Source organism: Kitasatospora sp. NPDC097691, from assembly GCF_040302665.1.
Lineage (GTDB): Bacteria > Actinomycetota > Actinomycetes > Streptomycetales > Streptomycetaceae > Kitasatospora.
The window spans coordinates 14,285-39,171 of record NZ_JBEORY010000066.1; the positions used below are offsets into that span (position 1 = coordinate 14,285).

Genomic DNA, 24,887 nt, shown 5'->3' on the forward strand with positions numbered 1-24,887 from the left:
AGCCACGGGAGGTCGACGGTAGGGGCGCTACTGGCCGGTTGGCTAGTGGCGTGCATGCCATTTACGGTGGCGCGCCCAGGAGTTGACGCTTCCTTGGCCGGGGCGGCGAGCGCGTTCGGGCCGGTTGTCGGTGGTGTCGGTTATGGTCGGTCGCGTCGAAGGCAAGATCGTCCGTCGGAACGGCGGGGGAGGGGGGCGGGTGGGCATGGGCGCGGAGCCGGAGGTCGTGGCGGCGGCGGAGGCGAAGGTCGGGGCGCCGGAGGGCTTCGGGCCCCGGGAGCTGCCCGCCGGGCTCACCCACGGGCCGAGCCGGGAGCGGCTGGCCGCCGGGGGCCTGCCCCGCTCGTTCGCCCACCTGGACCTGACGGCGTCGTGGCACGAGCCGCTGGCGACGGCCGCGACGTGGTACGACGGGCTTCGGGAGGAGGGCGCCGAGGGGCTGATCGTGCTGGGCGAGACGACGTACGACGACGCGTTCGGCGGGGCCCTCGCCGATGTGCTGCTCGACGGGGCCTCCGGCGATGTGTACCTGGCCTGCCGGGACGAATCCGGGGCCCTGCGGCGGGACTTGCTCGCCTGCGGCCTGGAGTCGCTGGTCGCGCTGATGATCGAGGTCGAGGCCGTCACGGCGGGCGCCGACGAGCCGTACGAGCCCGAGGAGGGCGAGGAGCTCGAGCCGCGCGGGCCGGTGGCGGTCGCCGAGGCCACCAGGATCTCCCTGGAGCGGATGTACGCCGCCGATCCGGAGCTGTTCCTGCGGACGGACGACCGGCCGGCGCACTGGGAGACGGCGGTGCGGGTCCGGGCGCTCGCCTGGGGGGCGATGCCGGGCGAGCCGGACGGCCTGCGGTACGCGGTCGACGTGTCCCTGGTCGAGGAGCTCGCGGCGCTCACCGACGGCACCGTCCGGCGCTTCGAGGAGTCGGACCTGCCCGCGGCGCTCCTGCACGCCCCCACGCGGCGGCTGCTCACCGGGCTCGGCCTGCCGCTCTCGGACCGCGGGATGTTCCGGATCGACGAGGTGGGGCCGCTCCTCACGATGGCGGAGACCTTCCCGGACTCCTACGACCCCGATGACCCCGAGTACGGCGAGGAGTACCGCCGCGACCACCAGGGCGAGTTCCTGGCCTTCGCCGACTGGATGTACGACTTCACGATCGCGCTGGACGGCGCCACCGGCCGCCTCGAACTCCCGTCCTGGTTCGACGACGGCGAGCCCGCCGCGTACCTGCACCGGGACGTCTCGGCCCTGCTCCACGTGGTCTGGACGTACGAGCGCCTGCGCGCCGAGCGGCGCCGCTGGGTGGGCCGGAAGGCTTCGGTGCCCTGGGAGGTCTTCCACCCGCGGGAGCTGCTGGACGGCGCGGCGGAAGAGGCCCTGCGCAGGCTGGACCCGGAGGCCTTCGCGTCCGCGGTCCACTTCTGGCCGATCCGGACCGACGACGGCCACATGGGGAGCCTGCTGGAGTAGCGGTGGGCGGGTGGATCAGGGGGTCTGCCGGGCGAGGAGGGCGGCGGCGGTGGCCGCGTCCGTGACCGGCAGCCGCGGGGCGAGGTCGGCGAGGTCGTGGAGCAGGTGCCGGCGGATCGGGCCCGGTGAGGTCGCCACCGAGCCGGTCAGGACGAGCGGTTCGGTGGGCACGGCGGTCGCCCGGGCCAGCGCGGTCAGGTGGTCGGCCGCGGTGCGGGCGATGGCGAGCGCGGCGGCGTCGCCGGCCTCGGCCAGCCGGGAGACCAGCGGGGCGAGTTCGGCGAGCCGACGCGGCGGGCCGGCGTAGGCCCAGCGCAGCAGCCGGTCGGGGGAGTCGGCGGCGCAGTGGGCGCGGACGGCGGTGCCGAGCGGGCCGTGCGGGTCGGCGTGGGCGTGCCGCAGCGCCTCCCGGCCGAGCCAGAAGCCGCCGCCCTCGTCGCCGAGCAGCCAGCCGAGTCCGCCGCTGCGCGCGAGCGTGCGGGTGCCGTCGAGGCGGACGCAGATCGCGCCCGTCCCGGCGATCAGCACGGTGCCCCGGCCGTCGGCGACGCCGCCGCAGGCCAGGGCGGGGACGGTGTCCGGGACGAGCCGGACCGGGCAGTGGAGGCCGAGCGCGGTGCGGACCAGACCGGCGTAGCCGTCCGGGTCGGGCAGCGCCCGGTACCCGGCGAGGCCGACCAGGCAGGCCGCGACCCGGGCCGGGTCGCGGGGCCCGAGCGCGGCCGACACGGCGGCGGCCAGGTGGTCGACGGCGCGGGCCCCGGCCTGCCCGGCGGGGTTGGCGCCGCCGCTCTCGCCCCGGCCGAGCGGCGTGCCGGCGGTGTCGAGGACGACGGCGCGGGTGCGACTGCCGCCCGCGTCGACGCCGAGGCGCAGGGTCGTCATGGGGTGGCTCCGATGGGTGGGCGTGCCCTGGGTCGATCAGCCGTCAGTCTGCCAGGTGCAGCGTCATGTCAGCCGGGCCCTGGGCGAAGCGGGTGAAGCGGACCTGCAGGCCGTCCCGCTCGGGTGAGGCGCAGAACGGCCCGGCCGCCGCCGGTGCCGCCGGCGGCAGCGGTGCCAGCCGGACCAGGCGCCAGGGGCCGTCGTCGCAGCGGGCGCGGACCGTCACGGCGTCCCCGCTGCGGCTGGCTCTGACGGTGACCTCTCTGCCGTGCCACTCGGGCACCGGGGCGAGCGACCAGTCCGAGACGCCGCGGGTGACGACCGCACCCAGGTGCGGGAGGCCGTCGCTCATCTCGACCCCGGCCTTGATCCAGGTCTGCGGGTCGACCCGGACCAGCAGTCCGGCCTGGTCGTAGAGGGCGGCGAAGTCGGCGACGAAGGTGACCTCGGTCGCGCTGCCCGGCGGGAAGCCGGTGAGCAGCGCGTGCCCGTCGTCGCGGACGAAGCCGTAGCTGGTGGTGCGCCAGAAGTCGCTGCGGCCGCGGGCGGTGACCAGGAGGTCGGTGCCGTCGGTCCGCGCCCGCTCGGGCTGGTTGAGCCAGCTGCCTTCGTGCCAGGCGATGTCGCGGGGCGGGTGCATGGGAGGCCTTCCTTCCGGTCTGCCAGCCGATGGCTGCAGGTGGCTGAAAAAGCTTTCAGAAAGGGCCATTCAACACCCGCCCGGGTGGGCTTGGGGAGGTTTGTCAGGGCAACAACACGGGAGGTATCGGGCTGTCCTCCTTACGCTTCGGAACCCCGGCCGCTCGGGCGGTCGCGGGCAGTGGGAACGTGACGCCTGCCGGGCGGGCGAGGCGGATTGACGATTCGTCAGGCTCGGCGGCCCGGGGAGCCGCGGCGTGCGGGCGGCGCGATGCGGACCCGCTCGGTGACGGGCGCCCGCTCGATGTCGTCCAGCTGGGCGAGGACGGTGGCGCGCAGGTCGTCGTCGTCCTCGAAGTGGTGGTCGTTGAAGAGGGTGTAGCCCGTCCACATCAGGTTGGCGCAGACCCGGGCCGGAACCCGCCCGGTCTGGGCGCCCATGCCGACCAGCGCGACCGACCGGACGGAGCCCGGCTCCAGCCGGTTCTGCCGGTGGACGGCCTGGAAGGCGGCGGCACAGGCCAGGGCCACGTTCAGCGTCTCGCTCACGTTCTGCGAGGAGGTCTGCATCGTCGGGGCCGAGATCAGGAACCGCGGGTTGACGGCGCCGGACGGCACGCACACCGCGCTGCCGACCGGGAGCGAGCCGGCGTGCCGCTCGCGGATCGCCCGCTGCACCCGCAGCTGGATGCCGGCGCCCAGGTGGCGCTTGATCGCGGCGTCCGTCCCGCCGTCCATCCGGCCGCGGGAGTTGGTGGGGCTGACCCAGGCGTCGACCTCGGTGGCCAGGATCGAGGCGTTGTGGATCTCCACCTCGGGGGTGTCGGCGAAGGCCGAGCGCCACGACTCGACCACCGTCGCGTTGAGGTCGGTCAACACCACCTTGAGCGGCGACTGCGTGCGGTCCGTGGTCATGCTGGGGCTCCTGTCGGTCGGGTCTGTTCCTGCTGACGTCCATGAAGCTAGCCCGCGGCACTGACAGTCCGTCGGTGCCCGCCGGCCGCCGCCGGGGTCGCCGTCCGACGGACCGGACCGTCGCCGTCGACCGGCACGGACCGCTGCCGTCGACGGGCGACGGACTGTCGGTGCCGGCTGGTAGGACTGTGGTGTCCGCCAGGGAAGCCGACTGGCCGTCACATCCCTTTCGCCTGCCATTCGTGCGGCCCCGACCGACCGGGCCGCCTCACAGTCTTGGGGCACCACCATGAGCGCTGCCGACACCCCCGCCATCCAGCCCGACCCGAGCGACCCGCTCGCCCTCGCGGAGCTGTTCACGGGCGGCGGCGAGCCCTGGCTCCCGCTGCTGAAGCCGGTCATCGAGGCCCAGCCCGGCGCGGCCTCGTTCATCGGCCCCGGCCGCGGCCCGGACGTCGTCCCCGTCCGCGAGCTGACCTTCCAGGCGCTCAAGCCGCACGCGCCGCACAAGTGGAAGGTCGTGGTCTTCGGCCAGAACCCGTACCCGCGGCCGGAGAGCGCCACCGGCATCGCGATGTTCGACAATACCTTCCACGACTGGAAGGACAGCAAGTTCGGCCGGGTGGTGAGCATCCGGTGCATCATCAAGGCGGCGGCGATGTGGAAGTACGGCATCGCCAAGAAGACGCCGATCGCCGACATACGGGCGCTGCTGAAGGAGAAGGAGACCGTCCAGCCGCCGGAGTGGTTCCAGGCGATGCTCACCCAGGGCGTGCTGCTGCTGAACGCGGCGCTGACCGCCAGCAGCGACGGCGCGATGGGGCCGGACCAGCACACCGCGTTCTGGCGGCCGGTCGCCGAGCGGATCGTCGAGGAGATCCTCCGGGCGAAGCAGCAGGGCCCGGAGGAGGACCGCTACGTGGTCTTCGCGTGGTGGGGCGCGCACGCGCGCAACCTGAAGAACGTCGTGCTGCGGCTGCAGAAGAAGTACCCCGAGGTCGAGGTCCGGCACCTCGACCACGCCAACCCGGCCGCGCAGGGCGACATCTTCTGCGACGGCGAGCACTTCGCGACGGTGAACGCCGCGCTCGCCGCACTCGGCGCCGAGCAGGTGGACTGGCTGCCCAGCACCGGCTGGAACGCGCAGTCGGCCGACGGCGGCGGCGCGGACGGCGCGGTCGCCGAGCGGATGGGCGCCTTCATCGCCTCCACCATGGAGCTGCACCAGCTCTACCTGGACCGCCTCGCGAGCGTGAAGGACGAGGGCCTCGTCCTGCCCGCCATCACCGGCGTGTTCGACACTCCGCTGATGGGCTTCCGGGAGGCCGCGGGCCCGGTCGCCGAGGTGCTGCGCGGTCTGGACCGGCACGTCGAGCTGTCGCACGAGTTCGGCAAGCGGCGGGCGGACGAGGCGGGCACCGGCCCGTCGGCCGACGAGATCGCCGCGCTGTACCTGTACACCTGCGAGTCCGCGTTCTACCGGGAGATCAACGCCGTCCTGCGCTCGCCCGACCGCACCCGGCTGGTGCCCTACCTCCCGTACCTGCGGCTGCTGTTCGCGGCGGTGTCGCGGCTGCCCGTCCGCACCGAGCCGCTCTGGCGCGGGGTCTCGCTGGACCTGCGCCGGCAGTACCCGCTCGGCAAGACGGTGACGTGGTGGGGCGTCTCCTCCTGCACGTCCAAGCTCGGCGTTGCGCAGGCCTTCCTCGGCAGCCGTGGCAAGCGGACGCTCTTCGAGGTGCGCCCGTCCAGGGCCACCGGCATCCAGAACTTCTCGGCCTTCACCGGCGAGGAGGAGTTCATCCTGCTGCCGGGCACGCAGCTGGAGGTCACGGACGTCCGGACCGAGCGTGGCGGGCTGTGCACCGTGACGCTGACCGAGCTGGCGGAGGCGCCCCTGGTGTCCTGAACCGGTCCGGGGCGCGCGCCTGCGCCCTCGCCCTCGCCCCGTCCTCGCCTGCACGCTCTCCCGCCTCCGGATTGCCTGACCGAGTCAGTGACGTCACCGAGTTCAGGGCTGCTCGTCCGCTCGGAGGGTTCGGAGGGCTCGGAGGGTTCGGAGGGTTCGGAGGGTTCGGAGGGTTCGGAGGGTTCGGAGGGTTCGGAGGGTTCGGAGGGTTCGGAGGGCTGCTCGGGCGGGCCGCTCAGCTCCCGCCGCGCCGCCGCGGCACGTGCCCGACGGCCAGGGCCGCCGCCGCGGCCGCGAAGCCGAGGACCGCGCCGGCCGCGACGTCGCCCGGGTAGTGCACGCCCGTGTGGACGCGGGAGTAGCCGACGGCGACCGCCAGCGCCCCGAGCGGCACCGCCGCCGGGGGCAGCACCACGCCGACGGCGGTGGCGAAGGCCGTCGCCGAGGCCGTGTGGCCGGACGGGAACGAGGCCGACTTCGGCATCGGCACGTGCCGGGCCGCGACCACCCGGGCCTCCTCCCGGTCGGGCCGCCGCCGGCGGACCAGCTGCTTGCCGAGCAGGTTCGACGCCGCCGAGGCCAGGGCGACGGCGGCGACCCCGACCGCGGCCGCCTGCCGGGGCCGGCCGGGCAGGAGGGCGAGGCCGGCAGCGACGGTCAGCGAGATCTTCGAGTGGTCCGCCGTACGGGACAGCCGTCGCAGTGCGGCGTCCAGGGCCGGGGTGGGGGTGGCGGCCACGGCCGCGTACAGGGCGCCGTCGATCGCGCGCAGGTCGGCGAGGACGGCCGCCGCGGAGGCGTTCCGGTCAGACACGGGACCGCCCCCTGCCGTCCCGTCCGTCGCCGTCCCCGCCCCGCGTGTCCCGTGCCCCGGGGTCCGGCGTGCCGCGGCTGAACGCGAGCGTGGCCAGCTGCCGCCAGTCCACCCGCGGCCGGGCGAGCACGACGCCGGGACGGTCACGCGGCACCAGCACCCGCAGCGCGCCCGCGCGCAGCGCGCACACCACCGGCGTGGGCATCCGCAGCGCCTCACCGTCGACGGCCACCGGGATCTCCGCCTCCTCGGACGTCACCTCGACCCGGCGCGCGGTCAGCACGGTCAACCCGGTGGCCTGCGAGCCCCGGACGGCCAGTTCCGCGGCCTGTGCCGCGCCCTCCACCCGGATGCCCGTGACGCCGAGGAGGCCGCTGTCGAGCCGGGAGCGACGGCCGCCGCTCTCGAGGTCGTCGGGGGAGCCGTACGGGTTGTTGCTGATCAGCAGCGCCTGCTGGGCGGAGAGCGTCGCGACGGTGCCGCCCTCGATCCGGGCGTCGACGCGCCGCACCCCCTCGCCGACCAGGAGGTCCGGCAGGAGGTTCAGCGCCGTTCCCGCCTTGGCGTCGCGGTACTCGGGGCGCTGCACGACGTCCGCGTACACCCCGAAGGAGACCGTGTTGACGAAGGGCCGGCCGGCGACCTCGCCGAGGTCGATCCGCAGCTCCTCGCCGTCGGTCAGCGCGTCCAGGCAGCGGGACGGGTCGGACCGGTCGAGGCCGAGGTCCATGGCGAAGTGGTTGCGGGTGCCGGCGGAGATCACCAGGAACGGCAGGCCGTGGTCGGCGGCGACGGCCGCGACCAGGGCCTGGGTGCCGTCGCCGCCCGCGACGCCGAGCAGGTCGGCGCCGTCGGCCACCGCCTCGCGGGCGAGTGCGGCGACGTCGGCGTGCACGGCGGGATCGAGCAGGACGACCCGGGCACCGAGCTGCTCGGCCCGCTCGACCAGGCCGAAGCGGCCGACCTTCCCGCCCCCCGACTTCGGGTTCATGATCAGCACCGGCCGCACCGGCCGGGCGGCGGGGACCGCCGGCTTCGCCCCGCTCGGGCGCGCGCGGCGCAGCGCCGTCCGGGCCAGGGCCAGCGCCGCGCCCCAGCAGAGGAACAGCACCAGCGCCGTCGGCCACAGGTCGTGGTAGGCGAACAGCACCACGAGGCCGACCGGCGCGGCGATCGTGAGCAGCCCCCCGACCAGCCGCGGGGCGCCGCGGTGGGCCAGGAACCACCAGGCGCCGGCCGCCCAGACGACCAGCACCAGGAAGCCGATCACCACCACTGCCAGACCGCCCTCGCCCAGTGCGATCAGCAGCACGACCACGGCACCGACCGCGGCCAGCAGCGCGCACCGCGCGAGCACCCGTGCCGTCCCGTCCCCGCCGGGGCCCACCTGCCGCGTCCCGTCGATGTCGTCCTCCCTGAGCCGTGTCCCGGGTTCGCCGACGCGGCCCGGTCCGTGCCAGCAGCCTGCGCACTCCCACCGCGGCGGGCATCCCGGCCAGGCTGTCCGGGTGAGCCACCGGGGCAGGTCGCACCAGAGGAGGCGAAGGGCGGGCGGTGCGACCGGGCCGGGGCGGGCGCGGACCAGGGTGCGCCGGGACGCGGCGTCCGCGAGGCGACGGCGGCCTGTCGGGGGTCGGGCCGGTGCCACGGGAGGGGAGTGGCGGGCGGACGGTTCGGCCTGGGGTGTGGGGTGTGGTCAGGCGTGCCGGACGAGGGCGACCGGGCAGTGGGCGTGGTGGATCGCGGCGTGGGCGACCGGGCCGAGGTGGGCGCCGAGCAGGGTGCGCCGGACGCGTCGTCCGACGACGAGCAGCCGGGCGGCTCCGGCGGCGTCCACGAGGGCCACGGCGGCACTGCCCCGGATCAGGTCGGTCGTCACGTGCAGGTCGGGGTAGCGGGCCCGCCAGGGCTCCAGCAGTTCGGTGAAGCGGGTCTGCTCGACGGAGGAGAGCTCGCTCTCCATGCCGCCGATCGCGTCGAAGGCCATGTACTCGCTGCCGACCGGCGGCGACCAGACGTGCACCACGTGCAGCCGGGCCGAGCGCCGGGCGGCCGCGTCGAAGGCGAAGGCGAGCACCTCGTCCATCGGGTGGGCGAGGTCGAGGCCGACCAGGACCGGGCCGTCCGGTTCGTCCTCGCCGAAGCGGACCAGCACCACCGGGCAGCCGGCCCGGCGCAGTACCTCGTGGCTCACCGAGCCGACCAGGAAGCCGCGGACGGCGCCCAGGCCGCGGGAGCCGAGCACGAGCAGGGCGGCGTCGCGGGCGGCGTCCTCCAGCGCCCCGGCCGGGGCGTCGGGGACCAGCGAGGAGCTGACCGGGACCTCGACGAGGGCGCGCAACTCGGCCTCGCGGGAGGCGAGTCGCTCCACGGCGTGCCGGCGCGTCCGCTCGTCGTCGGCCGCGTTCCGCTTCGGTCGGGGCCGGGCCTGGAGGAGTCGCAGCGGGCAGTCGCGGCGTTGCGCCTCGCGGGCGGCCCAGGCGGTGGCGGCGACGCTCTCGGGTGAGCCGTCGAAGCCCGCGACGACGGGCCCGGTCACGGCCCGCTCGCTGATCGGCGCAGGGTGTCGAGCGCTGCGCCCAGCCGCCGGGCCGCCTCGTCCGCGACGTTGTCCAGCCCGCCGTCCGGGCCGGCCAGCGCGATCAGTGTCTGCGGGTCGACGGCCTCCACCACGGTGGCGTCGCCGTCGGCGCGGACGACGACGTTGCAGGGCAGCAGCAGCCCGATGCGGCGGTCGGCCTCGAGCGCGCGGTGGGCGAGGGCGGGGTTGCAGGCGCCGAGGATCAGGTAGTCCTCGATCTCGGCGCCGATCTTCTCGCGCAGGGTCGCCCGGATGTCGATGGTGGTCAGGATGCCGAAGCCCTGTTCCTTGAGGGCGGCGGTGACCGCCTCCACCGTCTGCGTGAACGGCCGGTCGAGCCGTACGCCGATCCCGTAGTCCATTGGTTCCTCCCGGGGGTCGCGGCCCCAGTATCGGCGGCGGCCGGGCCCGGCGCCTTCCGGGCCCGGCCGCACGGGGCCGGTCCGGCCGGCCCGGTGCCTCCAGGCGGGCTTGAGGCCGGGCGGGCACGCTGGCTGCCCGCTGGACGGGACGCCGACAGGAGGCGGACGTGATCGCTCTGTGCTGGGTGCTGCGGGCCCTGGGCGCACTGGTGGGGTGGCTGTGGTCGGGGTTGAAGCTGCTCGGCGGGGCGGACATGTACGAGGCCGCCGCACGCGCCGCCGCGGCTCCGGCGGAGGTGCCGGAGCCGCGGCGGCTGCGCGGTCCCGCCCCGGGGCACCCCGAGCGACTCTGCCCGGAACTGCCTTTGAGCGAGGTGGAGTTGCGGTTGTTCCGGGAGCTCACCACACTCCCGGAGCCGCCCGGTCGGGGTGAGGGCCGGCGGTCGGCTGGTTGAGCGGGGTGGCGGTGGGCCGCGGTCAGTCCGCGCCCACCAGGGCGGCGGAGAGCTCCCAGAGCCGGTCGGCGCGCTCCGGGTCGAGGGCCGCGGGGAGGTAGCCCCGGGCCGGCGCCGTTCCGTGCCACGGGCCGGCGACGGCGCAGTCCTCCAGGTAGGCCCCGCCGGTCTGCGCCAGCTCCGGGGCGACCGCCGCCCACACCGAGGTGGCCGCGCCCTGGGCCGCCGTGCGCAGGCGCGGGTCGGGCGTGCCGTCCGGCCCGACCAGGCCGACCGCGAGCTTGGTCTCGGTGCTGAGGTGGCGCTGGAGTCCGGTGAGGGCGGCGCCGGGGCTGACGGTGTTGGCGAGCACGCCGTGCGCCCGGTACCGCCCGGTGAGGGCGACGGCGAACAGCGCGTTGGCGGTCTTGGACTGGGCGTAGGCGAGGTACGGGTCGTACGGGCGGCGCTCGAAGTGCGGGTCGTCGAGGTCCAGTCCGCCGAGGTGGTGCGCGCTGGAGCCCACCGCGATCACCCGGGCGTGCCCGGCCGAGCGCAGTGCGGGCAGCAGCCGGACGGCCAGCGCGAAGTGGCCGAGGTGGTTGACGCCGAGGTGGGTCTCGAAGCCGTCGGCGGTGCGGCCGAGGGGCAGGCCCATGACGCCCGCGTTGGCGACCAGCAGGTGGACGGGGTCGCCGTGGCGCAGCAGGCCGTCCGCGAACTCCCTTACCGAGCGCAGGGATCGGAGGTCCAGCGCCGCGACGGTGACGGCCGGGTTCCCGGTGCCCTTCCGCAGGTCGGCCGCGACGGCCTCGGCGGTCCGTGGGGAGCGGGCGCCGATGACCACCCGGGCGCCGGCCAGGGCGAGGGCGCGGGCGGTCTCCAGGCCGATGCCAGAGGCCCCGCCGGTGACCACCGCGGTGCGACCGGTCAGGTCGTGGCCGGAGACCACGTCCAGGGCCGTGGGGGCGGGCGCCGCCGGTCCGGGCGAGGCGACGGGGGACGCGGGCGAGGCGACGGGGGACGTGGCGGACGCGGCTGCGTGCGACGAGACGGGCGAGGCGACGGGTGAGGTGACGGGCCGCACGTCAGCCCCTCCTGGCGCCGGAGCCGACCGGCATCCGCTGGACCGCGGGCCCGTCCACCCGCAGCACCTGCTGGTGGACGCGCTGGAGCTCCGCCGACGGGTCGAGCCCCAGCTCCTCGCCGAGCAGCCGCCGCACCCGCTGGTAGGCGTTGAGGGCGTCGCCGCGCCGGCCGGAGCGGTTCAGCGCCAGGATCAGCTGGGTGTGGAACCACTCGTTGAAAGGGTAGGTGCTCACCAGGGTCTGCAGCTCGGCCACGAGCCGGCGGTGGCGCCCGAGTTCCATGTCGGTGCGGACCCTGGCCTCCAGGGCGCTGATCCGCCGCTCCTCGAGGTGGGTGGCGTAACTCGCCAGTACGGGGCCGCAGCTGACGTTGGACAGGGCCGGCCCGCGCCACATCGCCAGGGCGTCCGCCAGGAGTCCGGCGGCCCGGAGCGGTTCGCCGTCCTCGGTCAGCAGCCGGGCCTCCTCGACGAGCCGGTCGAACCGGGGCGCGTCGAGCTGCCGTTCGTCGATCCGCAGGACGTAGCCGGGGAGGACGGTGGAGATCATGTGCCCGGCCGCCTCTTCGCCGACTTCGGCGGCGAAGGCTTTTCGGAGCTGGTAGATGTACGTCTGGGCGGTGGTGACCGCGCTCCGCGGCGGGCGGTCGTCCCACAGCTCGGTGATGATGGAGTCCAGGCTCACCACCTGGTTGACCCGCAGGAGCAGCAGGGCCAGCAGCTGACGGGTCTTCGGGGGGCTGGGGGTCCGCGGGCAACCCAGGTGGCTTACTTCCAGTGGTCCCAATACCTTGAAATCCATGGGAAGCTCCTCGCCGGTCGGCTGAATCCTCATGAACGCGGGTGGCCGGCCCGTTTTGGTGGCCGGCCTGCGATCAGGACCCTAGGAGCGTTGTCGGGGAACGCTCAAGGCGAATGCTTCCAATGGGGCGCCGGACACCCACCTTCGGGGTATCCGGCGATGTCACTGAAGTGAGATGGCGCGCGGCGCGGTCGCTGTGCGATCACCCGTACGGGGGTGACGGGTGGGTGCTGGGCGGCCGCGCCGCGGCCGGCTTCTCGGGATCGACGCGTGCCGTCAGGTCTGACGATGCGTCAATCCTCCTTCGTATTCGCCCGGTTGGGCGGGCACGTCGACGGCGTCGACCTGGTGGTCGGGGTCGGGGGAGGAGCCCTCGGAGGTGGCGGAGTCGCCGCCCTCGTCGTCCTCGTCGAGGTCCAGGTGGGCGAACTCGCCCAGCGGGACGCTCTGGTCGAGGTGGACGTTCTTGAGGAAGGCGGAGATGATCAGAACCCCCACCATCACCGGGGTGAGCCAGAAGAAGACGTCGGTCAGGGCGTCGCTGAACGCGAGCCGCAGGCCGTCCCGGATCGCCGGCGGCAGGGCCTCCACCACGGTCGGCGACACCGAGCCGTCGGACGGCACGGCCGCGACCTGGGCGGCCGTCAGGTGCTTGGCCAGGCCGTGCTCGTACTGGTGGGCGAAGAGGGCGCCGAGCGCGGCGAGACCGATCGAACCGCCGATGCGCTGGGAGAACGCCGCCGTCGCGGTGCCGACGCCGAGGTCGCGGCGTTCGACGGTGACCTGGACGGCGATCACCAGGGGCTGCATCATCAGGCCGAGGCCGGCGCCGAGGATGGTGACGTAGACGGCGAGCAGCCACCAGCCGGTGTGCTCGTTCATCGTGGAGAGCAGGAACATGGTGAGCGCGCCGATCACGGCACCCACCATGGGGGACCACTTGTAGCGCTCGGTCTTGGTGATCAGGTTGCCGCCGACGACGGAGGAGAACATCAGGCCGACCATCAGCGGCAGGGTGAGCAGCCCGGTGTTGGTGGCGGTGATGCCCGTGACCAGCTGCAGGAACATCGGGATGAAGGTGGCCAGGCCGTTGACGCAGGTGAAGACCAGCATGCTGGCCAGGCAGGCGAGCACCACCGTGCGGACGGTGAACAGCCGCAGCGGGATCAGCGGATCGGGGGCGTACCGCTCGGCCGCGACGAAGGCGGCGACGAAGACCGCCATGCCCGCGAACAGTCCGAGGATCGTGGTGGAGGACCAGGCGTACTTGGTGCCGCCCCAGGAGGTGGCCAGCACCAGGCAGGTGAGCGCGCCGGCCAGCATGACGAACCCGGCGTAGTCGATCTTCCCGCCGCGGTTGCGCGCCGGCAGCTTGAGCGCGGTGCCGGCCACGGCGAGTGCGACCAGGCCGAGCGGCAGGTTGATGTAGAAGACCCAGCGCCAGGTGGTGTGGTCGACGAAGTAGCCGCCGATCAGCGGGCCGGCCACCGAGGACAGGCCGAGGACGGCGCCGTACAGGCCCATGTACTTGCCGCGTTCACGGGTGGGCACGATGTCGGCGATGATCGTCAGGGTCAGCACCATGAGGCCGCCGGCGCCCACGCCCTGGATCGCCCGGAAGGCGATGAGCTGGAAGATCGACTGGGCGGCGCCCGCGAGGGCCGAGCCGGTGAGGAACGCGACCAGGGCGAACAGGTAGAGCTTGCGCCGCCCGTAGAGGTCGGCCAGCTTCCCGTACATGGGGGTCGAGATGCCCGAGGCGAGGATGTAGGCGGTGAACAGCCACGAGGTGTACTTGAGGCCGTGCAGATCCCCGACGATCGCGGGCAGCGCGGTGGCGACCACGGTCTGGTCCAGCGCGCCGAGGGACATGGACAGTAACAGGGCCGCCATCACGACGGCCAGTTGGCGGCGGCTCAGGGGGCTCCGGGCGGCGTCGCCAGCTGTTGGTGGCACGGGTGGCTCCTTGGTGCGGCTGGTCACGGAGGACGGTGGTCTGGGGTGGTGCCGACAAGCAGTGGGGAGCGGTGCAGCTGCGGTGGGGCGCGGGTCGTGCGGGTCGTGCTGGTCCGGCGGGTCGTGCTGGTCCGGCGGGTCCGACCGGCCGTGCGGGGCCGGTGGATCCGGCGGGCTCAGAGGCCGCGTTCGAGCAGGTCGAAGGCCTCGTCGATGAGGTCGGCCGTGGTCCGGCCGTCCTCGTTGATCCAGGAGAAGCGGACCGCCCACTGGATCACCGAGAACGCCGAGGTGACCACGACGCTCGGGTAGCTGTCCTTCATCGGGTCGGTGCCGGTGCGTTCGGCGACCGCCAGGATGAGGCTCCGGAAGATCTCCTCCTCGCCCTCCGGGCTGCGCTTGGCCAGGAGTTCGGGGTGCCGGCGCCACAGTTCGCGCCAGAGCTCGGACTCCTCGCGCGCCGGGACGAACGAGTCGGCGATCTCCTTGGCCACCACGCGCATCGAGCGGAACACCGGCTCGTCGGCGGGGCGGTCCTGGAAGAGCGCCGTCAGGGACACGGCCGACCAGGACGGTCGCATCTGGAGGGCCTCGTCCTTGCTGGAGAAGTAGTTGAAGAACGTCCGGGGGCTGATGTCGGCGGCCTCGCTGATGGCCTCGACGGTCATCGCGTCGAGGCCCTTGTCGAGGACCAGTCGGACGGCCGTGAGCGTGATCGCATGTCTCTTGGCCGCCTTCTGGCGTTCTCTGCGTTGATCGGATGCACTCATCACCACTGCACTCTATGCAATCTTGGCGCATCCTGCAAGAAGTGCAGAGGTTGCACTTCCATCGGATTATGCAAATTTTGCAGTGAGTGCAATGCACGAGGGTGTGCCGGGTTCAGCCCTCCGCGGCCAGGGTGATCGCGGCGGACGCCTCGTCCGGCTGGGCGGGCCACGTCCCGTACTGGCTGCGCCAGTACATGAGCGGGGTGGACAGCCCCTGGTGCGCGGTGCCGTCGACGACCGCTCCCACCAGCACCGTGTGGTCGCCGGCCCGGACGGCGCCCGCCAGCCGGCACTCCGCGTGCGCGATCGCGTGCCGCTCGATCCACGGCAGGCCGGTCACCGGGCTCGCCCGCCACGGCGTCGCGCCGAAGCGGTCGCCGGTCCGGGAGGCGAACAGGTTGGAGACCCCCTCGCCGCGCTCGCGCAGCACGTTGACCACGAAGGCGCCGCGCGCCAGGACCGCAGTCAGCACGGTGCTGCGGTTGTCCAGGCAGGCCAGCAGCAGCGGCGGGCGGGCGGAGACGCTGCACACCGCACTGCAGGTCAGGCCCTTGGGGCGGTCCTCCTCGTCGAGCGTGGTGATGACGGTCACCCCGGTGGGCAGCGTGGCCATGATCGAGCGGAACACGCTGTCGTCCACGTGCGGTCCGCTGCCGTCGTAGTCGATCCGCAGCACCCGCCCGTCGGTGTGCCGGCTCCCGGTCTCGGTGCTCATGCTTCCTCCCAGTCCTCGGGTACGGTCCCGCGACCGGCCGTCGCGGCCGCGCGGATGGCGGCGAGGCTGGCAGAGCCGTCTCGACCCGGGTTCGAACCCCGGCGGACGCCCCGCTCGGCCGACGTCCTCGCGGGGAGGGGGTCGACCGGGTGGGCCGGTCTCGAACCGCCCTCCAGGCGGGCCGGTCAGGCTCGCGGCGGGCCGGCCCTCCGCCGGTCCTTCAGGAGCCGGCCCGGCCGGGCCGCAAGGAGGCAGCGTGGAACTCGCAGTCGCGGACCGGGTGGTCCTGGTGACCGGTGCGACCGGAGGGATCGGGCGGGAGATCGCGCGGGCCTTCGCCGCCGAGGACGCCAGGGTCCTGATCGGCTACCACAGCAAGGAGCACGAGGCCGCCGAACTCGCCGAGGAGCTGGGCGCGGCCAAGGGCCGGGCGCGGGCCGTGCGCTACGCGCTCACCGAGCCCGAGCGCACGCTCGACGAACTCGCCGCCGCCGGCGACGGCTGGGCGGACATCGACGTCCTGGTCACCAGTGCCGTACGGATGATGGGCAGCCGCCGGGCCCCGGGGGTGCGCTTCGAGGACGTCGCCGTCGAGGACTGGGAACCCGTGGTGCAGCAGAACCTCGCGCCGACGCTGCGGCTCGCCCAGCTGGTGGTGCCCGGCATGCGGCGCCGCGGCTGGGGCCGGATCGCCCTGCTCTCCTCGCACGTGGCGGTCGACGGCCACCGGGGCCAGGAGTTTTACGGCGCGGCCAAGTCCGGACTGCACGGCTTCGCCCGCAGCCTGGCCTGGGACGCCGGGGCGGACGGCATCCTGGTCAACGTGGTCTGCCCCGGGCTCACCCTGACCGAGCGGGCCCTCACCGGCCTGCCCGCCGCGGTGCGCGAGCAGGAGACCGCGCGGACCGCGAGCGGCCGGCTGAGCGCGCCCGCCGACGTCGCCAACGCCGTGCTGTTCGTCTGCTCCGGGGCCAACGGCAACATCACCGGAGAGGTGCTGACCGTCGCGGGCGGTCGCTGAGTGCCCTCGTCGAGCAGGCGGGCGGGGCGGTCGGCTCGCCCGACCGCCCCGCACGTCGCCTTCCCCTCAGCCCAGTCGCTCCCGCGTGGAGAGCACCGTCAGCTCGGTCAGGTGCACCCCGGCCGGGGCGCGCAGCACGTGCAGCACCTGCTCCGCCACCTCCGCCGGATCCAGGCCGACCGCCTCCTGCACCTTGGCCAGCGCCCCGCGCAGCGCCTCGTCCCGGATCCGCTCGCTGCCCCCGGTGTGCACCGCGCCGGGCGACACCAGGGTGACCCGGACGCCGTCCCCGGCGAGCTCGATCCGCAGTCCGTCGCTGATCGCGACCAGCGCGTGCTTGGTCGCCGCGTACACGCCCTGGATCGCGTGCGCCACCGAACGCCCGGCCGTGGAACCGATGTTGACGATCTGCGGGTGATCCCCGGAGAGCAGGGCCGGAATCGCCGCCCGGGTGACCGACAGCAGCCCGAGGACGTTCAGGTCGACCATCGCCCGCCAGTCCGCCGGATCGCCGTCCCGGACGTGGCCCAGCGGGAACACCCCCGCGTTGTTGACCAGGACGTCCAGCCCGCCGAGCTCCGCGCAGGCCGTGCCCACCGCGGCCCGGGCCGCGTCCGGGTCGGCCAGGTCCACGCCGACCGCCACCGCGCCGAGTTCGGCCGCCAGGCCGTCCAACTCCGCCGAGGGGCGGGCCAGCAGGGCGAGCCGCCCGCCGTCGGTGGCCACCGCCCGGGCGATCGCCGCCCCGATCCCGCGTGATGCTCCCGTCACCAGCACCCGTCGCCCGTTCGATCGCGTCATTCTCGGTCCCCTTCCCGACGTCCCCGGCTTCCCCGGGGTCCTTCCCCTGTTTCCCGAGCGCTCAGCAGTATCGGGCGCGGTTGGAGAACGGCTGGAAGGCGGCTCGTCGGACCGGCCCAACTCGCCCCGGCCGCAGGCCTGTCGGCAGCGGGGAGTCGGCCGGTAGGGTCGGGCGGCCGAGCTTCCGGGAGCCGGGGTGCGCAGCCGTTCACCGGCCCTGTCCCCCGGCACCGTTCACCGGCACGTTCTCCAGCACCGTTCGAGGCGGACCGGCCAGGGTGTGGGAGCGCGGGCGCGCGAGCGGCACCGGCGTCCGCGCCAGCCATTGCCCACGGTCGGACGAGGGAGAGTCATGGACGACGAAGAAGTTTCGGTGCTCGTGGTCGGGGGTGGCCTCGTCGGGCTGTCGGCGGCCGCCTTCCTGCGCGGCCACGGCATCACCACGATGGTGGTCGAACGGCATCCGGGCACCTCGGTGCTGCCCCGCGGCCGGGTGATGAACTCCCGCTCCATGGAGCTCTACCGCGCCTGCGGCCTGGAAGCGGTGATCCGGGCGGCGCCGCCGTCGGTGTTCGAGCGCTACCCGGAGCTGGCCCGGGTCGAGACGCTGGCCGGCCGGGAGGTCTACCGGGTCCGGCGCGAGGCCCCCGGCTCGGTGGCGCACCTCAGCCCGTGCGAACCCGCCTTCGTGGACCAGCAGGTGCTGGAACCGCTCGTCCTGGAGCACGGCCGCAAGCTCGGCGCCGACATCCGGTTCTCCACCCGGATGCGGGAGTTCGAGCAGGACCCGGACGGTGTGACCGCGCTGATCGAGTCCACCGGGACCGGCCGCCGCCACCGGGTCCGTGCCCGCTACCTGATCGGCGCCGACGGACACCGGTCGCCGGTCCGCCAGGCCCTCGGCATCGCGACCCACGGGCCCGGCGTGCTCCACCACGTCGCCAACATCGTCTTCGAGGCCGACCTCACCGCCCTGCTCCGCGGTCGGCGGATCTCGGTCTGCTACATCGACCGGCCCGAGGCGGGCACCCTGCTGGCCATGTTCGAACGCCAGGACCGCTGGCTGCTGATGGTGCCGTACCACCCCGAACACGGCGAGCACCTGGACGACTTCACCCCCGAGCGCTGCCTGGAACTGGTCCGCACGGCCACCGGAGACCCGACGCTCGACGCGCGGATCGTCCCCACCCTGGACGGCGCCTCCCGGCCGGTCCAGGGCTGGGAGCTGGCCGCCCGGGTGGCCGACCGGTTCCGGGACGGGCGGGTCTTCCTGGCCGGGGACGCCGCCCACGTGGTGTCCCCCGCCGGCGGCTTCGGCGCCAACACCGGCGTCCAGGACGCGCACAACCTGGTGTGGAAGCTCGCCGCCGTGCTGAACGGCTGGGCCGGCCCCGACCTGCTGGACTCCTACGAGCCGGAACGGCAGCCGGTCGCCGAGACCACCTGCGCCTTCTCCGCCGCCAAGCAGCACGAGCGCAGCCGCGCCGACGGTGCGGGCGGCGGCTACTCGCCGCTCGCCCTGACCTTCGGCTACCACTACCGCTCGACGGCGGTGATCGGCGGTCCGCCGGCGGGCAGCGACCCGTGCGAGCCCTCCGAACTGGCCGGACTCGCCGGCACCCGGGCGCCGCACGTACGGCTGCGGCGCGAAGGCACGGATCTCTCCACGCTGGACCTCTTCGGCGACCGCTTCGTCCTCCTTGCCGGCCGCGACGGCACCCCCTGGGCCGAGGCCGGCACCCGCGCCGCCGCCCGGCTGGCGGCACCGTTCGCCGCCCACCGGATCGGCACCGACCTGACGGACCCGGACGGCGACTGGGGCGCCCGCTACCACCTCGGTCACGCGGGGGCCGCCCTGGTCCGGCCGGACGGCTTCGTCGCCTGGCGCTCGGTCGACCACGGCGGGCGGGGCGGCGCCGCACTGGAGGCCGAACTGGCCCAGGTGCTGGGCCGGTTGCTCGCGCGTACCGGGCCCTGACGGGCTCGCACGCCGAAGCGGCCGGCCCGGGAGACCGGGCCGGCCGCTTCGACGTGCCTCAGCGGCCGTCGGCCGGCGCCAGGACCTCCAGGACGGCGCCGGACCAGGTGAACCCGGCGCCCACGCCCAGCAGCAGCACCCGCTGCCCCGGCGTCAGGCGGCCGTCCTGCCACAGCCGGGCGAGCCCGGCGAACTGGTCGGCGGGCCCCAGGTGGCCGACCGTCCGGCCCCACTCCCAGGTGGAGCGCTCCACGGGGATCCCGTAGCGGCGGAAGTAGCCGGAGTCCAGCCGGTGCAGGCCCAGGTTGGGCAGCACGAAGTGGTCGATGTCGGCGAGGGACGCCCCGGCCTCGGCGAGCACCGTCTCCAGGGAGGTGCGTCCGCCGCGGGACACCCGCGCGGCCGTGTACGGCATGCCGTGCCGGGCGATGAAGGCCTTCTGCCAGACGCCCATGTCGATCGGCCGGCGGTGGGTGAACGGCGCGTCGGAGAACAGGTCGTCACCCCGGTGCATGCCCTCCAGGCCGGGCTCGGAGTGCGACACCAGCGCGACGATCCGGGCGAAGCCGGGCTGGCGGGTGACCACCACGGCGGCCGCGCCGTCCGCGTAGAAGGTCCCCGGGTCGGTGCGCCAGCGGTCGAACCCGGGCGGGCAGAAGCGGTCCCCGGCGGTCAGCAGCGCGGCCCGGTCCTCGGCGGCGCCGTCCAGGTAGTGGCAGGCGAGGTCCAGCGCGGCCATGCCGCCGTTGGACATCTGCCGCACCTCCATCGCCGGGCAGTGGCTCGACCCGGCGACCTCCCGCTGCACGAAGGAGGGGGCCGGCCACTCGTCCAGCCCCTGGTAGTAGGCGGTGGCGTGCAGCAGCAGCGCGAGGTCGGCGGGATCGCGCCCGGCCGAGCGCAGCGCGGCGCGCGCCGCCCGGACGGTCATCTCGGGTGCCGAGAGCGTGTCGGAGACCCGCACCGACACCATCCGGGTGGACGACTCCAGCTCCGGCTCGCACCAGCCCGCGCGGACGGCGTCGCGCACGGCCACGGGCGGGGGCAGATGGAGGGCGGCGCCCGCGACGTACAGGCCCTCGAACCTCATCCTCACTCCGATGTCGATGTGTCGACGCGGCGATGTGTCGATGCAGTGGCGGGTCGCCGCGCCGGGGGCGGGGGTGCCGGTGGGGCGGGGTGCCGGACCGGGACGGTGGGCGCTGTCGGCCCCGCCGGTCCGGCACCGTGCCGTGGTGGTCGGCCAGGACGAGGCCGGCCGGCGGCTTGTGGCGCGCGCCCGGTGATCGTCCTCCGTCGACCGTCCCGCGGGTTCCGCCCGGGTCGGTCGGGACCCATCCTGTGCCGGGTGCTTCGACCTCGGGTGGAGCGTCGTTCGAGGCCGGACGGTGCGGGTCGAACGCCGGACGAACGCCGGTCGAGAGGGCCTCGACCCGGCGTGGTCAGCATCGGCGGACAACCTCTGGAAGGACGGAACGCGATGACGACACTCCCCGGCCGGACCACCGCCCCCGCAGCGGACCAGGGCTCCGGACCGCGTCCGGTGGTGCTGCTGCTGCCCGGCCAGGGCGCGCAGTACGAGGGGATGGCGGTGGGCCTGTACGGCGCCGAGCCGGTGTTCACCGCCGCGATGGACGAGGTCTTCGAGCTGATGGGCCCCGAGGGCCGCCGGGTGCGCGCGGACTGGCTGAGCGACCGTCCGGTGGTGCCGCTGGACGACGTGACCCGCGCCCAGGCCCTGCTGTTCGCCGTGGACCACGCGCTGGCGCGGCTCGTGCTGGGCTGGGGGGTCCGGCCGGCGGCGGTGCTCGGGCACAGCGTCGGCGAGGTGGTCGGCGCGGTCCTGACCGGGGTGCTGGACCTCCCGGACGCGGTCCGGCTGCAGACGGACCGGATCTCCCGGATCAGTACCGCCCCGCCCGGCGGGATGCTCGCGGTCGCCGCCCGGCGCGAGGAGCTGGCACCGTACCTGAGCGAGCAGGTGGTGGTGGGCGTGGTCAACGGTGCCAGGCAGTGCGTGCTGGCCGGGCCGGAGGCCGAACTCGCCGCGGTGGAGGCCGGGTTGCGGGCGGACGGGTTCCTCTGCCGGCGCACCCGGGCGGTCCAGGGCTTCCACAGCCCCAGCCTCGCGGCCGCCGCCGCGCAGTCGCTCCCGACGGTGGCCGCCCTGCGGCTGTCGGCGCCGAACCCGACCCTGTTCTCCGGGTACACGGCCGCGCCGCTCTCGCCCGAACAGGCCACCGACCCGGCGTTCTGGGCCGGGCAGCCGGCCGCGCCGGTGCTGTTCGGGCCCGCCCTCGGCCACCTGCTGGACTCCGGCCGGTACGTGCTGGTCGAGGCCGGCCCGGGGCAGGGCCTCACCGCGCTGGCCCGCCGTCGGCCGGCCGTCTCCTCGGGGCGCAGCGCCGCGGTTCCCACCCTGCCGGCCCGGCGCGGCGCGCCCGCCGACGACCGGCGGACGGTGCTGGCGGCGGCCGCGTTCCTGCGCGCGGAGGGGCACGGGTCGGTACCCGCCGCGGCGGCCCCGGCCTGACGCCGGCGCGCCGCGGCACCGGCGGGGGCGGGGGCGGAGCACGCCGGGCCCGGCCCGCCGCTCGCGGACCGGGCCCCGGCGCGGTGACGCCCGGTCAGGGCCGGACGACCAACTCGCTGCCGACGACCCCGCCCTCGGCCACCGCACGCTCCAGGAGGCCCACCAGGCGGGCCGGTGCCGGCATGGCGGCGTTCTCGTCCCGCAGCCGGGCGGCGCTCTCCCGGTGGCCGGGCACGGTGAGCAGCGCGGTGACGGCCTCCGCGACGGCGTCGACGTCCGGGCCGTCCGGGACGTCCAGGGTCAGGCCGGCGCCGACCTCGGTGATCCGCTCCGCCCAGTGGTCCTGGATCGCGGTGTGCGGGACCACCAGCTGGGGCAGCCCGGTGACCGCGCTGATCATGCCGGTGCCGACCCCGCCGTGGTGGACCACCGCGTCGCAGGTCGGCAGCAGCGTGCTCATCGGGAAGGCGCTCAACAGCCGGACGCCGTCCGGCAGGTCGGCCGCGGAGACGTCGTGGTGGCCGGCGACCGTGACGACCGCCTCGGCCCCGGCCCGTCGGACGCCCTCGGCCAGCCGCCCCACCAGTCCGGTCAGGGCGGTGGTGGTCACCCCGCCGGTGACGCAGACCCGCGGCCGCTCCGGCCGGTCCAGCAGCCACTCGGGCAGGACCAGCGGCCCGTTGTACGGCACCAGCCGCATCGGCGCCCAGGGCACCGGGTGCGGCGAGCGCAGGGTCTGCGGGCAGGGGTCGATCCAGGCCTCCGGCGCGAACCGGGGCTCGACGCCGAAGCGTTCGAAGAGCCGGGCGAAGGGCCCCCGGAGGTCCTCGTCCCGTTCGAAGTCGAAGCCGAAGGAGAACCCCCAGGTGTGGCCGAAGGCCGGGACCTTCACCGCTGCCGCGGTGACCAGTCCGGCCAGCGCGACGGTGTCGTACACGACCACGTCGGGTCGCCAGGCGCGGGCGAGGGCGACCAGGTCGTCGGTCATCGCGTCGGCGGAGGTGATCTGCCGGGTGCCGAGCAGCCGCCGGGCCTCCCGGTCGAGCCGGCCGGGGTTGCTGACCCAGCCGGAGGCCAGGTGGCGGGGGCCGCCCGTGGAGGCGAGGCCCCGGTGGGCGGACTGCGCGGTACGGATGGCGTCCTCGTCGCCGACCGGGGCGACGGTGAGCCCGGCCGCGGTGAGGAACCCGGTGGCGGCCGGACGGGAGGCCACCAGCACCTCGTGCCCGGCGACTTGGCAGGCCCAGCTGAGCGGGGTGATCCACGGCAGGTGCGCCCCTGCGGTGGCCACGAACAACACGCGCATCCGCTACTCCCATCGGTCGGTTCTGCTCGGACGTGCGCCGGTCAGCCTGGACCGGTCCGATCGCGGCCCGGTCGAGGGGGCGCGTCCGCTCGAACGGGCCTCAACCCGTGCCCCAAGGAGGCCTGCCACCGTCCCGGTACCCGGGTGCGGGTCGCACCCACCGGACGGAGGAGAAGACCTTTGACCACGTCCAGCCCACCTGCCCGCCGGGGCAGCGCCGTGGCCGGCGCCCCGCTGGCGACGATCGCGGACCGGCTCGGCGGCCCCCGGGTGGACCACCTGCTGAGCCGCGCGGCGGCCCTGGCCCCGGACCGCGCCGCGCTGCGCACCCCCGACGGGTCGGTGCTGACCTTCGGCGAGCTCGACCGGCAGGCCGACGCCTTCGCGGCCGCCCTGCACGCCCTGACGCCCGGTCCGGACGCCGTGGTGGCGGTCGCGGCCGAACTGTCCCCGGCCTTCCCGGTCGCGTACTACGGGACGGCGCGGGCCGGCCGGGTCGCCGCGCTGGTCAACCCGCTGCTGCGGGAGGACGCCCTGGTGCACGTGCTGGCCACCTCGGGGGCGCGGACGGCGGTGCTGACGCCCGAGGTGTACCGGCGGGTGCGCACCGTCCGCGACCGCCTGCCGGGGCTGGAGACGGTGCTGCTGACCTCCGGCGCGACGGGGGAGGAGGGCGTGCCGGCCCTGGCCGAGGTGCTGGCCGCCGCGGCCGGGCGCCCGCTCCCGGAGGCCGCGGCGGATCCCGGGACGGTCGCCAACCTGCTGTTCACCAGCGGCACCACCGGCGCGCCCAAGGCGGTCGAGCTGACCCACCGCAACCTGACCGTCAACGCGGCGCAGACCGCCCACGCGCACGGCCTGGACGCCGCTTCGGTGGTCTTCAACTACCTGCCGACGTACCACCTGATGCACCTCAACGCCGCGGTGCAGGCCGTCGCGACCCAGCTGCTGTGGACCGACCCGGACGTGCCCGGCTCGCTCGCCGCCGCGCGCGCGGGCGCCGTCACGCACTACTACAGCCTGCCGATGCGGCTGTCCCGCCTGGCGGCCGATCCCGCGGCGGAGGGGGCGGTCCCGACGCTGCGCGCGATCCTCTCCGGCGGCTCGGCCCTGCCGCCGGAGGCGACCCGCGGCCTGACCGCCCGCTTCGCGGTGCCGGTGGTCCAGGGCTACGGGCTGGCCGAGGCGTCCCCGCAGACGCACTTCGACCGGCTGGACGACCCGCGCGCCGGCTCCTGCGGGCCGCCGTCGGCCGGCACCGAGTCGCGGATCGTCCACGTGGACACCCGGGCGGAGCTCCCGGTGGGGGAGCGGGGCGAGATCCAGGTCCGCGGGCCGCAGCTGATGAAGGGGTACCTGGGCGCCGAGCCCGGCGCGCACCTGGACGTCGAGGGCTGGTTCTCGACCGGCGACATCGGCTACACGGACGAGGACGGCCGCCTGTTCGTCGTCGACCGGATCAAGGACGTCTTCAAGTGCGACAACTGGCTGGTGTCGCCGACCGAGGTCGAGGGGGTGCTCCGGCAGCGGCCCGAGGTCGCGGACAGCGTGGTGGTCGACCGCCCGGACCGCTTCAGCGGCTCGGTGGCGTACGCGCTGGTGGTGCTCGCGAAGCCGTACGCGGACGAGGCCGGGGCGGCGCTGGCGGCGGTGCGGGGCGCGAACGCGCGGATGCCGTACTACCAGCACCTGCGGTACGTGGAGGTGGTGGAGGGCATCCCGCGCTCGCAGAACGGCAAGGTCCAGCGGCGGGAGATCCGGGACGCGGTGCACGGCCGCGACCTGCCGGAGCCCTCCCCGGAGGGACCGCTGGAGGTGACCCGGGCGGCCGGCCGGGGGTGAGGGCGGACACGGGGCCGGCCCGGCGACCACCGTTCGGTCGCCGGGCCGGCCCCGCGCGCCCGGCCG

At 75.1% G+C, this 24,887-nt stretch carries 22 protein-coding genes; 7 read left to right on the plus strand and 15 right to left on the minus strand.

The genetic code is table 11. From position 1 onward, the window contains the following. Positions 1-205: 205 nt before the first annotated feature. Complete coding sequence (locus tag ABTY56_RS32590) at positions 206-1,471, plus strand: SUKH-4 family immunity protein (protein WP_350632974.1); 1,266 nt, start codon at positions 206-208, stop codon at positions 1,469-1,471. Positions 1,472-1,486: 15 nt separating this feature from the next. Here ABTY56_RS32590 and ABTY56_RS32595 read toward each other — a convergent pair whose 3' ends face one another. The 3 genes from ABTY56_RS32595 to ABTY56_RS32605 form a co-directional block, all read right to left on the minus strand. Further along, the gene (locus ABTY56_RS32595; protein WP_350632975.1) at positions 1,487-2,356 is read right to left on the minus strand and encodes an N-acetylglucosamine kinase; all 870 of its coding nucleotides are present in this window, start codon (positions 2,354-2,356) and stop codon (positions 1,487-1,489) included. A gap of 43 nt (positions 2,357-2,399) precedes the next feature. Next, positions 2,400-2,996 carry a DUF1349 domain-containing protein gene (locus tag ABTY56_RS32600; protein WP_350632977.1) on the minus strand — a complete coding sequence of 199 codons (597 nt, stop codon included), beginning with the start codon at positions 2,994-2,996 and terminating at the stop codon, positions 2,400-2,402. A 227-nt stretch (positions 2,997-3,223) separates the two neighbouring features. Beyond that, complete coding sequence (locus tag ABTY56_RS32605; RefSeq protein WP_350632978.1) at positions 3,224-3,910, minus strand: macro domain-containing protein; 687 nt, start codon at positions 3,908-3,910, stop codon at positions 3,224-3,226. Between the two features lie 289 nt (positions 3,911-4,199). Here ABTY56_RS32605 and ABTY56_RS32610 point away from each other — a divergent pair, with 289 nt between their 5' ends. Continuing rightward, positions 4,200-5,819 carry an ADP-ribosyltransferase domain-containing protein gene (locus ABTY56_RS32610; protein ID WP_350632979.1) on the plus strand — a complete coding sequence of 540 codons (1,620 nt, stop codon included), beginning with the start codon at positions 4,200-4,202 and terminating at the stop codon, positions 5,817-5,819. Positions 5,820-6,054: 235 nt separating this feature from the next. Here ABTY56_RS32610 and ABTY56_RS32615 read toward each other — a convergent pair whose 3' ends face one another. The 4 genes from ABTY56_RS32615 to ABTY56_RS32630 form a co-directional block, all read right to left on the minus strand. Then, positions 6,055-6,633, minus strand: coding sequence for a phosphatase PAP2 family protein (locus ABTY56_RS32615; RefSeq protein WP_350632980.1), 579 nt, complete (start codon positions 6,631-6,633; stop codon positions 6,055-6,057). Next, on the minus strand, positions 6,626-7,990 hold the full coding sequence (locus ABTY56_RS32620) for a diacylglycerol/lipid kinase family protein (protein WP_350632981.1): 1,365 nt from the start codon (positions 7,988-7,990) through the stop codon (positions 6,626-6,628). Before ABTY56_RS32620 ends, ABTY56_RS32615 begins: the two co-directional genes overlap by 8 nt. A gap of 339 nt (positions 7,991-8,329) precedes the next feature. Beyond that, complete coding sequence (locus ABTY56_RS32625) at positions 8,330-9,172, minus strand: universal stress protein (RefSeq protein ID WP_350632982.1); 843 nt, start codon at positions 9,170-9,172, stop codon at positions 8,330-8,332. Beyond that, the gene (locus ABTY56_RS32630; RefSeq protein ID WP_350632983.1) at positions 9,169-9,576 is read right to left on the minus strand and encodes a DUF302 domain-containing protein; all 408 of its coding nucleotides are present in this window, start codon (positions 9,574-9,576) and stop codon (positions 9,169-9,171) included. The genes ABTY56_RS32625 and ABTY56_RS32630 overlap by 4 nt, the downstream gene beginning before the upstream one ends. 167 nt (positions 9,577-9,743) lie before the next feature. On the opposite strand from ABTY56_RS32630, the gene ABTY56_RS32635 reads away from it, so the two are divergent. Beyond that, positions 9,744-10,031, plus strand: a complete 288-nt coding sequence (locus ABTY56_RS32635; protein WP_350632984.1) for a DUF6059 family protein — start codon at positions 9,744-9,746, stop codon at positions 10,029-10,031. A 22-nt stretch (positions 10,032-10,053) separates the two neighbouring features. On the opposite strand, the gene ABTY56_RS32640 is transcribed toward ABTY56_RS32635, so the two are convergent. From ABTY56_RS32640 to ABTY56_RS32660, 5 genes are all read right to left on the minus strand, one after another. Continuing rightward, on the minus strand, positions 10,054-11,097 hold the full coding sequence (locus ABTY56_RS32640; RefSeq protein WP_350632985.1) for an SDR family NAD(P)-dependent oxidoreductase: 1,044 nt from the start codon (positions 11,095-11,097) through the stop codon (positions 10,054-10,056). A gap of 1 nt (position 11,098) precedes the next feature. Beyond that, positions 11,099-11,899, minus strand: coding sequence for an AfsR/SARP family transcriptional regulator (locus ABTY56_RS32645; RefSeq protein WP_350632986.1), 801 nt, complete (start codon positions 11,897-11,899; stop codon positions 11,099-11,101). A 276-nt stretch (positions 11,900-12,175) separates the two neighbouring features. Continuing rightward, positions 12,176-13,855 (minus strand): MDR family MFS transporter, encoded by a 1,680-nt coding sequence (locus tag ABTY56_RS32650; RefSeq protein WP_350632987.1) that lies wholly within the window; start codon positions 13,853-13,855, stop codon positions 12,176-12,178. Positions 13,856-14,031: 176 nt separating this feature from the next. Continuing rightward, positions 14,032-14,625, minus strand: a complete 594-nt coding sequence (locus ABTY56_RS32655; protein ID WP_350632988.1) for a TetR/AcrR family transcriptional regulator — start codon at positions 14,623-14,625, stop codon at positions 14,032-14,034. Between the two features lie 112 nt (positions 14,626-14,737). Continuing rightward, complete coding sequence (locus ABTY56_RS32660; protein ID WP_350632989.1) at positions 14,738-15,340, minus strand: flavin reductase family protein; 603 nt, start codon at positions 15,338-15,340, stop codon at positions 14,738-14,740. A 256-nt stretch (positions 15,341-15,596) separates the two neighbouring features. Between ABTY56_RS32660 and ABTY56_RS32665 the strand changes: the two genes are divergently transcribed. Then, on the plus strand, positions 15,597-16,361 hold the full coding sequence (locus ABTY56_RS32665; RefSeq protein WP_350632990.1) for an SDR family NAD(P)-dependent oxidoreductase: 765 nt from the start codon (positions 15,597-15,599) through the stop codon (positions 16,359-16,361). A 66-nt stretch (positions 16,362-16,427) separates the two neighbouring features. On the opposite strand, the gene ABTY56_RS32670 is transcribed toward ABTY56_RS32665, so the two are convergent. Next, positions 16,428-17,162: an SDR family oxidoreductase gene (locus ABTY56_RS32670; protein ID WP_350632991.1), complete on the minus strand. Its 735-nt coding sequence runs from the start codon at positions 17,160-17,162 to the stop codon at positions 16,428-16,430. Positions 17,163-17,514: 352 nt separating this feature from the next. Here ABTY56_RS32670 and ABTY56_RS32675 point away from each other — a divergent pair, with 352 nt between their 5' ends. Continuing rightward, a complete protein-coding gene (locus ABTY56_RS32675) occupies positions 17,515-19,140 on the plus strand; it encodes an FAD-dependent monooxygenase (RefSeq protein ID WP_350632992.1) in 1,626 nt (541 codons plus the stop codon). A 58-nt stretch (positions 19,141-19,198) separates the two neighbouring features. On the opposite strand, the gene ABTY56_RS32680 is transcribed toward ABTY56_RS32675, so the two are convergent. Further along, positions 19,199-20,230 carry a ketoacyl-ACP synthase III family protein gene (locus ABTY56_RS32680; protein WP_350632993.1) on the minus strand — a complete coding sequence of 344 codons (1,032 nt, stop codon included), beginning with the start codon at positions 20,228-20,230 and terminating at the stop codon, positions 19,199-19,201. A 390-nt stretch (positions 20,231-20,620) separates the two neighbouring features. On the opposite strand from ABTY56_RS32680, the gene ABTY56_RS32685 reads away from it, so the two are divergent. Further along, positions 20,621-21,673: an acyltransferase domain-containing protein gene (locus tag ABTY56_RS32685; RefSeq protein ID WP_350632994.1), complete on the plus strand. Its 1,053-nt coding sequence runs from the start codon at positions 20,621-20,623 to the stop codon at positions 21,671-21,673. A gap of 94 nt (positions 21,674-21,767) precedes the next feature. On the opposite strand, the gene ABTY56_RS32690 is transcribed toward ABTY56_RS32685, so the two are convergent. After that, positions 21,768-22,979, minus strand: coding sequence for a nucleotide disphospho-sugar-binding domain-containing protein (locus tag ABTY56_RS32690; protein WP_350632995.1), 1,212 nt, complete (start codon positions 22,977-22,979; stop codon positions 21,768-21,770). A 180-nt stretch (positions 22,980-23,159) separates the two neighbouring features. Here ABTY56_RS32690 and ABTY56_RS32695 point away from each other — a divergent pair, with 180 nt between their 5' ends. Continuing rightward, a complete protein-coding gene (locus ABTY56_RS32695; RefSeq protein WP_350632996.1) occupies positions 23,160-24,821 on the plus strand; it encodes a class I adenylate-forming enzyme family protein in 1,662 nt (553 codons plus the stop codon). The last annotated feature ends 66 nt before the right edge of the window (positions 24,822-24,887 follow it).